General features: G+C 63.6%; 7 protein-coding genes. All 7 read right to left on the bottom strand.

What is annotated here, in order from left to right:
* On the bottom strand, positions 1 to 873 hold an 873-nt coding region (locus tag N803_RS19200), incomplete at its 3' end, for a TniQ family protein (protein WP_169743081.1).
* A gap of 304 nt (positions 874 to 1,177) precedes the next feature.
* Complete coding sequence (locus tag N803_RS17540; RefSeq protein WP_169743080.1) at positions 1,178 to 1,948, bottom strand: TnsA endonuclease N-terminal domain-containing protein; 771 nt, start codon at positions 1,946 to 1,948, stop codon at positions 1,178 to 1,180.
* 674 nt (positions 1,949 to 2,622) lie between these two features.
* The gene (locus tag N803_RS10850) at positions 2,623 to 4,110 is read right to left on the bottom strand and encodes a type I restriction-modification system subunit M (RefSeq protein WP_035904991.1); all 1,488 of its coding nucleotides are present in this window, start codon (positions 4,108 to 4,110) and stop codon (positions 2,623 to 2,625) included.
* Positions 4,107 to 4,475 (bottom strand): ParB N-terminal domain-containing protein, encoded by a 369-nt coding sequence (locus N803_RS10845; protein ID WP_169743079.1) that lies wholly within the window; start codon positions 4,473 to 4,475, stop codon positions 4,107 to 4,109. Before N803_RS10845 ends, N803_RS10850 begins: the two co-directional genes overlap by 4 nt.
* A 47-nt stretch (positions 4,476 to 4,522) precedes the next feature.
* Positions 4,523 to 5,452, bottom strand: a complete 930-nt coding sequence (locus tag N803_RS10840) for a DUF5655 domain-containing protein (protein WP_035904987.1) — start codon at positions 5,450 to 5,452, stop codon at positions 4,523 to 4,525.
* A complete protein-coding gene (locus tag N803_RS17535) occupies positions 5,445 to 6,695 on the bottom strand; it encodes a restriction endonuclease subunit S (protein ID WP_052112165.1) in 1,251 nt (416 codons plus the stop codon). Before N803_RS17535 ends, N803_RS10840 begins: the two co-directional genes overlap by 8 nt.
* Positions 6,692 to 9,454, bottom strand: a complete 2,763-nt coding sequence (locus tag N803_RS10830; RefSeq protein ID WP_035904985.1) for a type I restriction endonuclease subunit R — start codon at positions 9,452 to 9,454, stop codon at positions 6,692 to 6,694. Before N803_RS10830 ends, N803_RS17535 begins: the two co-directional genes overlap by 4 nt.
* Position 9,455 lies beyond the last annotated feature (1 nt).

The raw sequence follows: 9,455 nt of genomic DNA, 5'->3' as shown, positions 1-9,455 counted from the left end.
CCCAAACCCCACCACTCCCCGGGGCTCTGTCACCGCTTTGAGCAGGCGGTCGATCAGGTCAGGATCCCGAGGAGGGTTGGCCCAACGGTGAGTGCGCCCCCAACCGTTGGCATTAACCACTCCGAGACCGACGGCGAGGCCGATCGCCGACTGCCATCCTCGGAGGGCTTGCAGCGAGGTCGTCTCTGCGCCAGCGATATGACCGCGACCGCCAGCCACGAGCTCTGCCATGATCTTGGCTCGCCGCAACCGATCTGGGCTCGCCGACAATGTCGGCTGGGCGGTGAGGTCAACCCCGCACACACGCCCTCCTGATTCGGGGTGAGGGCAGCAACGACCGTCCGGTGCTGCAGCGACGCGGGGCGGCGCCGACCCATGAAGGCTGTTCCCGAGCCCTGGCACACCACCGCAACTGCGACAGGCCCCATGGAGATGAACGTCGTGTCGCTGGCACGTCGTGATCCACGGGATCCGCCAGCTCAGCTTCCACGCACCGCCGTCCTCGGCCAAGCAGCGCGGGCAGAACGAGGTTCCTGCGAGCCAGACCCAAGCTGTGTGCGCCGCTGCTCGTGTGCCCGCGATGGCGGTGCCGTGGGCTAGGCCACCGAGGTCGAAGGCGAGCTGGTCATACGCCGCGAGTTGCATTCGCTCCACCCGCAAGGGCGCAAGACCGAGAACCGAGGCGACCCTCTCGATATCAGTGCCGCCCATCGCGACGCCGAAGCGACCAGGCCACCGACCGCGCCGATCGCGCAGGCCAAGGTGAGTCCCGAGTTCGGCGACGGTCGTCTGGTGCTGGCCGGCACGACGGGTCAGGTACGACGGCCAAGACTCGTCGTCGAGTGGCGCCAGCGCCAAAGGCAGGCGAGTCATGCCGCTGCCTCCGCGAGAAGACGTTCGAGAGCCGCGCGCATGCCCGGACCGAACCTCCGGGGGAGCGGGGAGGGATGTTCATCAAGGATGTCCGAGGCGTTCGCCGGGCGCGTCGACAGCGCGTTCTTTGCCAGCTCAATCCAAGGGACGCGGGTCCGGTGATCACCGTAGTCCAGACACACGACAACTCGACCCTGAGCATCGCGTGTGACACCCACGACCTTGGCAGAGTCAGTCGTGGTGGCGATTTCGTGACCGATGCCCAGCGGTTTGCGTCGGTCCGTGCGGCTCGTCACCCGCGGCGTCATGACGCAACCCGGGGGCAGCTGAACGTGATCCTTGTGTCGAGATCGATCGGCTCTTCGAGCGGGACGTGGACCAAGCCATGCGCCATCAGGTCCCACAAGCGGGCATAGCCCTGGGGGCGGCCCCCGAGCAGCTCACTCGCACGCTGCACGTCAACGGGGCCGTGGGCCTGACGAAGGACCCGAACCGCCGTTGTTCGCTCCTGTAGCGTGTCGCGACGGCTCGCGTGGATGAAGTTGATGTTCCGCACCCGCTGCGGGGACAGCTCGGTGCGCACCCGGTATGCCCAACCCATGGCCTCGGCCGATGCTCGGGTCAAACGGAGTATCGCCGCCAGGCGCGGGTCCTCCATCTTGCTCTCGGTTGTGACATCTACCAGGAGCGTTCGTCCGTCCGCGTAGCGCAGAAGGAAATCCGGTACATGGCTGCGGATGCCCGACGCGAAGACCCACTCGATTCGAAACGGCTGCGTCGTGATCTGCACGGGCAGCGTGGTCAACAGCAGGTCTCGAAGGTTGCTGAGCTCGTTGAAGCTCTCGCACCACACCGCCTTGGATTCGTGACGCCGACTGGGGACGGCCATCCGCGAGATGTAGTTCGTCATGCCCTTGTGGGAGGCCGGGCGCCGAACGGCGAAGAGCTGGTCTGGCTCCAGATGGGGGAGCGTGGCCATGTCGGCGGTGCTGACGGCCGGGTGGCCCGCAACATCCGCCGTGAGGACCGTCGCCGTCGCAGCTCTCGCCACCTCGGCGGCTCGATCCGCATCCATGGACGTGTCCGTCACGTCGGCCCAGAGAGCCACGGTGCCACCGACTGCTGGAATGAAGTTTGTACGCCTGCCCAGTCTGTGAGGGACGGACGAGTCGAGTTTGCGCATGTTGTTGCTCCTCTCACCGAGGAGCGCACCGTTGACGCAGGCGTGTTCGATCGCCACAATGGCAGCAGTCAAGCCCTCGGGTTGGTAGTCAGAATTTGAGCGCGGCACTTGCCGCGTTTCGCGCCGAAGCCGGGTAGCCGCCCGGCTTTCGTCGTGTCTGGGGGGTTACGGACTCCCAGAAGTTGCCCGAGCACGCTCACATGGCGCGCTCCTGAGGCAGTGCCTGGCTGAGCGCGGACTCACCAACGGCACTGAGGGTGCGCCCCGTGTCCGCCGCGACGGCGAAGAGCCGACGGGCCACGTCCGGAGCAAGCCGTAGCTCCACCCGGACAGGGCAGTCGTTCGGGATCGCGTGCAAACGTGGTCGCCCACGACGGGCGCCACTCGGCTGCTCCTCGACCATCTCTTCCTCCGGCTCTTCAACTTCATCAAGCTGGGCCAGAGGGTATGTAGCCCCACGGTCGGGTTGGTCAGGTCCGCACGTGGTCACTGTCGATCCACCGTGGATCCGGCGTGACGAGCCGTCAGGCGAACATACCGGTAATCGTCGCCAGTCGGAAGAGTTCTCAGCGGGGTTGGCTCAGCTGCTCCTCCAAAGCCGCTGCCACTGACTCGAATTCGGCGAGGGCTGCCGACAGATCCTCGACGATCTCGCGGGCGAGGACGTCGGGCGAGGGCAGGTTGTCCAGGTCCTCAAGCGACTCATCGCGCAGCCAAGTGATGTCAAGGTTGGCCTTGTCGCGCAACGTGATCTCGTCGTAGGTGAACGACTTCCAGCGTTCGCTCTCCTCACGCTGGTCGCGCTTCCCAGGCTTGTATGCCGTGACGAAGTCCTCGAGGTCGGCGCGCCGGAGCGGGTTCTGCTTGAGGGTGAAGTGCTTGTTGGTCCGCAGGTCATACACCCAGAGCCGCTCGGTCCACGGGTTGCCGGGACGCGCGACCTTCTTGTCGAAGAAGAGGACATTGGCCTTCACGCCCTGGGCGTAGAAGATGCCCGTCGGCAGGCGGAGCATGGTGTGCAGGTCGAAGTCGGTGAGCAGCTTGCGCCTGATGGTCTCGCCAGCCCCGCCATCGAAGAGGACGTTGTCAGGCAAGACCACGGCGGCACGCCCATTGGTGTCCAGGATCGTCATGATGTGCTGGACGAAGTTGAGTTGCTTGTTGCTAGTTGTGGCGACGAAGTCCTGCCGCTCGATTACCCGGTCTTCGCGCACCTCGCGCCCGTCAGCGCCGACCATCGTCAGCGTTGACTTCTTGCCGAAGGGCGGGTTCGAAAGCACCACCGACCAACGTTTCGCGGGGTCCGCGATCAAGGAATCGCGTACCTCGATGAGGGAGTCGCCGTCCGCCGTTCCCATCCCGTGCAGGAGAAGGTTCATCGCCGCGAGCCGGGCAGTGCCGTCGACGAGTTCGTAGCCGCGGACGAGATCGTCCTGCAGCTTCGCCCTCTGAGTCGGCGTCATCGATTCGGCACCCTGCTCAGCGTGCTCGTGCGCCACCAAAAGGAAGCCACCTGTTCCGCACGCAGGATCGACCACGGTGTCGTCCACCATCGGCCTAATAACGTCGACGATCGCCTCGATGAGAGCCCGTGGGGTGAAGTACTGACCGGCCCCTGAACCCTTGTCCGAGGCACCCTTACTCAGCAGGTCCTCGTACGCGTCACCCTTGATGTCAGTGCCGGTCTGAGACCAGTTCTCGTTGCCGATCAGGTCAACGACAAGGCGCCTGAGCTTGGCCGGGTCCTGAATCCGGTTCTGGGCCTTGCGGAAGATCGTGCCGATCACGCCCGGCTGGCGCGCCAGCCCATTCAGGATCCGTGTGTACTCGAACTCGAGTTGGTCGCCCTGCGCATCCAACAACTTCTGCCAAGAGAGTTCCTCGGGAACGATCCGCTGCGGCTTGAGCTTCCGGGTGGCGCGCTCGTCCGCCATCTTGAGGAAGAGCAGGTAGGTCAGTTGCTCGGTGTACTCGATGACGCCGACGCCGTCATCGCGAAGTACGTCGCAGTACGACCAGAGCTTGTCGACCAGTCTTCGCGAGTCGTTGCTCATGAAATATCACCTTCATCCTCGTGGGGAGGGCATACGCATTCCACATGTGCCACCCAGGCGAGGAGGAGCGGGATCTGCTCCTCATGCGCCGCGCTGTAGCGATGGCGACCCTCAATCAGGAAGTACGGAAAAGCCCTTCGGACGTGCAGGACGTAGACGGGGGGGAGGAAGGTGTCTTGCCGAATGGCCTGCTGGATTGACCGCACCTTCGTCCGGGCCGTCTCGTCGGTTGGGTCATCAATGAGTTGGAGTGGATCCACACTGGCCACAGGGACGTTCTCGAGCGACCACACGGCGTCGAACTCGCTTGCGCCCGAGGCTTCAAAGTTCTCGACCGTGGAGTCGTAGTGCTGTTCGTCCGGCATGATTCGCTGCGTCTCCGACAGCGAAATCCACGGGGCCCGACTCGACATTAACTTTCCTCGTACGACCGCTGGACCAAGGGGAGTGCTTGGGCCAGGGAGTCGGAGTCCTTGACACGAACCTCGAGGTCGCCGGTGCCGAAGTGTCCGATCTGACTGACGTCGCGCGAGAACCCGTCGATGAGGTCCACGGTGTCCGGATTCACCTTGAGGTAGAGCGCCAGTTCGCGCCGCTGGTTCAGCACCTCAACGCAAAGGAAGTTCTTCAACCGTCGGTAGGCGATGTAGTACTTCAGCGTCTTCTGGGTGACGTCGTCACCGAGTGCGCTTACGTAGTCATCTAGTTCGCCGTACAGGTCCTTCAAATCTGTCGGCGCTTGCTCCAAGAACTCACTGACCGTCTTGTAGGTAGTGGGCTGGGTTTCGGTGTGTGGAGGCGTCACTTCTGGGGCACCGGTCGAGGTCTGGGCATCCACTCGTGAGGAGTGAACGAGTTCGAGGGCGAGCAGCTCTCCCGCGAAGTCTCGGTAGCGAACGAGGTCGATGCTTCGGTTCATCTGGTTCACTGCGTGCTCGTCGTATTTGGTGAAACCGTTGGCCACGCAGATCAGCCTGGGGTTGCGCCAGTCGATGCCCGCCGCGGCGTCGGCACCGAGACGTTCGAGGACCAAGACCTTGAAATCGCCTCGGTGATCCATGAGCCAATCAAGGTAGAACAGGCCTTGATTGATCACGCTTTCGTTGATCGCGCGCTTGTACTCAAAGATCACCGGACTACCGTTCTCGTCAATGCCGAGTGAGTCCATCCGTCCACCGTGACGAACACCGGTGGAGTATTCCGACGCCAAGAGCCGCACACCAAACAGCGCTTCCATGTTGACCTCGATCAACGTCTGAAGGGAGCGTTCAAGCGCTACAGAGGAGCTCGCCAGTTCGCTGGCGACCCCACCGGCGATCCGGAACAACTTGAGGTCAGACATCAGCCAACTCCTCGACCACATCTGCGTCTGTACGCCGTCCCGTCAGCTTTCCCTCGAACGCCGCAGCAAGCACTGCCCGCTTCAACTTGCTTGTACGGGCCCGCTGCGCAGAGATGGCGTGTGCCAGACGGGTGGTCGCAGCCTCGACTTGGGCGTAGTTCTCCAAGGCAACTTCCTGATCATCCAAGCTGATGGAAGGTAGACGGACCGACCTGAGCGAAGCCTGGGAAATGTTGCGCATTGAGTCCTTCGTGCCCGTCGCCTGCGCCGAAATTTGCCGCCGAGCGGACGGAGCCTGAAGTGCGCGCCACAGCCACTCGGATTTCACTCCGGACCTTGGGGTGACTCGCAGGCTCTTGTCACTGAGAAGGAGTCGGGGGCGGACCTCGCCAACAAGCACGCTTGCTCCCACGTACTCGCTTGTGTTGGCACGACTCACGAGGAGGTCACCGGGGCGAATCTCGTATCGGGGGTCAACGAGTTCGGCTGGCACCGCCTTGTTCTGGTTCGGGTCAAACGTTCCCCACGTCATTGCGCTGACCTTGACGATTCCCCATTCGTCCACCTTTGCTGGAGCGTTGGCGGCACCGAAGGACTTCCCGGCGGAAATGGTCGGGGCTAACTCCCCGAGGGTTGTCACTGGCCCTCGAAGACCGAAGTGCCACTCCAGGGCTGCACGACGAAGAGCCGTGACTCGAGACGCCGCTGCGGCTACATCGCTATCGGCAGCGTCGAGGCCGGAGAGGTGACCTTCGATGATGTCGACGATTCGCCTCTGCTCGGCTAGGGCTGGGACCGGGAGCTGGAAGCCTTGGAACCGAGGCATTTCGATCGACGCCACGGTTGTCCCAGCCTTGCGTGTGGTGCTCAGTAGTTCACGTTCGAAGGCTCGAAAGCCCCAAGCAATCCAACGCGGGTCGATTCCTGGTCTGGAGACCACGGCCTTCATGTCTTGATTGAGGGTCGTCTCGAACGGGACGAGACCGACCGGCAACGTTCGCTCGAGGATGCCCGAGCGCACGACGACGGCAACGGCGTTGGCCGGGACGACCCTCACACTGGATCTGCTGAGTGCTTCTTGGCTGATGTGATCCCGCGTCCCTGCCAGCACCACCGGCCCCATGTCTTTCGGGCTGAGCCACGGGATCGACCCATCGGTCCAGAATGCGGGGTTGCCCTTGGACGGCGTTGCCCCACCGAACCACTGCCCGAGATCTCTGAACGCGACGCGCTGCCAAGTCACGCGGTGAGCTCCGTGTTGAGTTCGTCGAGGAGGTCGCCGGCTCGATCTCCGAGGTCGCGGAGTGCACCGTCGACGCCGCCCTTGTCGGTGAAGGGAGAGCGATCAAGGTCCTCGGTCGTGATGCCGGCGGAGGATGCGATCACGTCGACCATGCGATCCAGCCACCACCTTTCCAAGGGCGAGAACGTCGTCCCAGCCTGCTGCTGTTGAGCCAGCCATGCGGCATACCGCTCCTGAACGCGTGATGCGTAGGGGACCAGCTCGTTGTCGAGCCCGACGGTATAGCGGAGCAGTGAGACGAGATCAGTCAGGGTGTGGCGGTCGCTGTGGCGGACCCGGCCGACGTCAAGGCTCTCGTAGGCATTCCAGATGATGTCGGGTGTCCAGTTGTACGGCGGGCGGGCGATGCGATCGGCGAGTTCCTGGATGTCAGCGAAGGGGACGCGCAGCACTTTGGCTTCGGTCGCGAGTTGGATCGCGGTGATCTCGTCTCGATGCTTCTTCAGGTACTGCGCCCAGGAGTCGACGACCGACTTGGCGCGGTTGGGGTCGACGACCCCGTGTGCGTCAAGAAGGACGTCCTTGTTGACCTCGTCGATGACGCGGTCGTGTGCGGCGCGCAGCTCAAGGACCCTGGTTCGCAATTCCGGGCTTGCAGCAATCGGCTCGATTGCCCGCTCCAACAGATCGCGGCGTGCGGCCTCCGGGTCCGCAGCGCCCTGAATGGCCTGGGCCTGTACATCGGGGTCCACAGCGTCGACGAGTCGTCGGATGATGTCCCGTACCGGGCCGCCGGCGACCTCGTCGAGCTCGGCCCGCTCCGGAGGAGTCAGCTGGATTTCGAGCTTGGCCAAGCGGGAGGCCAGGGTGGCTGTTTCGTCCTCGGTGAGCGTCAAGGTCGCGGCTTTGTCCAGGAGCTTCTTGAGGGACACTCCCTTCTCCCGGTTGAGCGGTGGGTCGACGAAGTCGTGCTCAGTTACGCCCACGGCGTCAACGATGACGAACCGGGTCTTGGCCGAGGCGTCAGGCGTGACCGATTGGAAGTCGGCGGGGGTGATGGTGCGGGCGCCGCGACCCTTCATCTGCTCGAAGTACTGCGCGGAGCGAACGTCTCGCATGAAGAACACACACTCAAGGGGTTTGACGTCGGTGCCGGTGGCGATCATGTCGACGGTGACCGCTATGCGCAGAGAGGGTGAGGTGCGGAAGGCTTGGAGTTGACCCTTGGCGTCGCGGGCGGCGTAGGTGATCTTGGCGGCGAAGTCATTGCCCTTTCCGAAGACCTCTCGGACCGTGGTGACGATCTCCTCAGCGTGGGCGTCGTCCTTGGCGAAGACCAATGTCTTCGGGACGGCGGTGCGGCCCGGGAAGATCTCCGTGAAGAGCCGGTCGCGGAATGTCTCCAGCACGGTCCGGATCTGGGACTTGGCAGTGACAGCACGGTCGAGTTGCTTGTGCGTGTACTCGAAGTCCTCCTCGATCGCCTCGAGCCGCTCTTTGCGCGTGCGGCGGTCGACCTTGGGGACGATGGTGCCGGCCTCGATGGCGCCGCCACGTTCGCTGATCTGGGTGCGGATCCGGTAAAGGTCGAAGTCGACGTTCACGCGGTCTGCGACGGACTGAGGGTAGGTGTACTCGGAGACCAGGTTCTGCCGGAAGAAGGCGAAGGTCTGCTTGCCTGGAGTGGCAGTGAGCCCGATGACGTGGGCGTCGAAGTACTCCAGCACCCCGCGCCATACGCCATAGATGGAGCGGTGCGCCTCATCGACTATCACCAGGTCGAAGGCCTCTGGTGGCATCCCGTTCGAATACGTCACGGTGACGGGCGCATCAGGCACATAGTCGTCGATGCCTTGGTCGTCCTGATCCGTGACCACGTTGCCCCGGAGGACGGAGTGAACGCGCTGGATCGTTGAGACGACGACGTTCGAGGAACCGAGCATCCCGGCACCGGTGAGTTTGTCGACGTTGTAGATCTCGGTGAAGCGCCGTCCGTCGTCCGGGGTGCGGTAATTCTGGAACTCGGCAATCGTCTGCTCAGCCAAGTTGTTGCGGTCGACGAGGAAGAGAATGCGGCGGAATCCGCCGAACTTCAGGAGCCGGTACGCCGCGGTGACGGCCGTGAAGGTCTTGCCCGCACCCGTGGCCATCTGGACGAGTGACCGGTCGAAGTGTTGGTCAGCGAGGCTCTTCTCGATGCCCTTGATTGCCGTAATCTGCGCGGGCCGCAGCGGTGCCTCATCGAGCGACGGGAGGTGCTGAACCTTGGCGCGCCAGGTTGGGTTCTCAGGATCGGCCTCGGCGTCACGGATGATCTGCGCCAACGTGCCGGGCTTCGGGAAATTGAACAGCCGTCGCGATCGGGAGTGGGGGTCGTACCCATTGGTGAAGTGCGTCTCTGAGCCACTTGCCTCGAAGACGAAAGGCAGCCGACCATCCACGGTAATCGCCCTGAGCTGCGCCTCAACTGGCAACCCCGTGGCGTACATCGCGGACTGCCACTCGACGCCGGACAGGGTTGTGCCCTCAGGCTTGGCCTCTATGACGCCGACGACCTTCCTGGCGACGTAAAGCAAGTAGTCAGCACGACCGTGGCCCTGCTTCATCACGACCTCGCGGCGGGCGACTGCCTCGTGATGGATCAGATCGAGGTTCCCCTGGTCCTGCACCGACCACCCGGCATCAGCAAGCTGGCGGTCGATCAGCACGCGTGCGCGCTGCTCTGCCGCCAACTTCGGAACGTCATTACCGGTATTCACT

Source organism: Knoellia subterranea KCTC 19937 (assembly GCF_000768685.1).
Classification (GTDB): Bacteria; Actinomycetota; Actinomycetes; order Actinomycetales; family Dermatophilaceae; genus Knoellia; species Knoellia subterranea.
This window is presented reverse-complemented; position numbering and strand designations above follow the sequence as displayed.

Bases quoted from the DNA above. Each gene is read 5' to 3' on its own strand.
- N803_RS17540 (WP_169743080.1), bottom strand. From the start codon at position 1,948: ATGGATGCGGATCGAGCCGCCGAGGTGGCGAGAGCTGCGACGGCGACG.
- N803_RS10850 (WP_035904991.1), bottom strand. From the start codon at position 4,110: ATGAGCAACGACTCGCGAAGACTGGTCGACAAGCTCTGGTCGTACTGC.
- N803_RS10845 (WP_169743079.1), bottom strand. From the start codon at position 4,475: ATGCCGGACGAACAGCACTACGACTCCACGGTCGAGAACTTTGAAGCC.
- N803_RS10840 (WP_035904987.1), bottom strand. From the start codon at position 5,452: ATGTCTGACCTCAAGTTGTTCCGGATCGCCGGTGGGGTCGCCAGCGAA.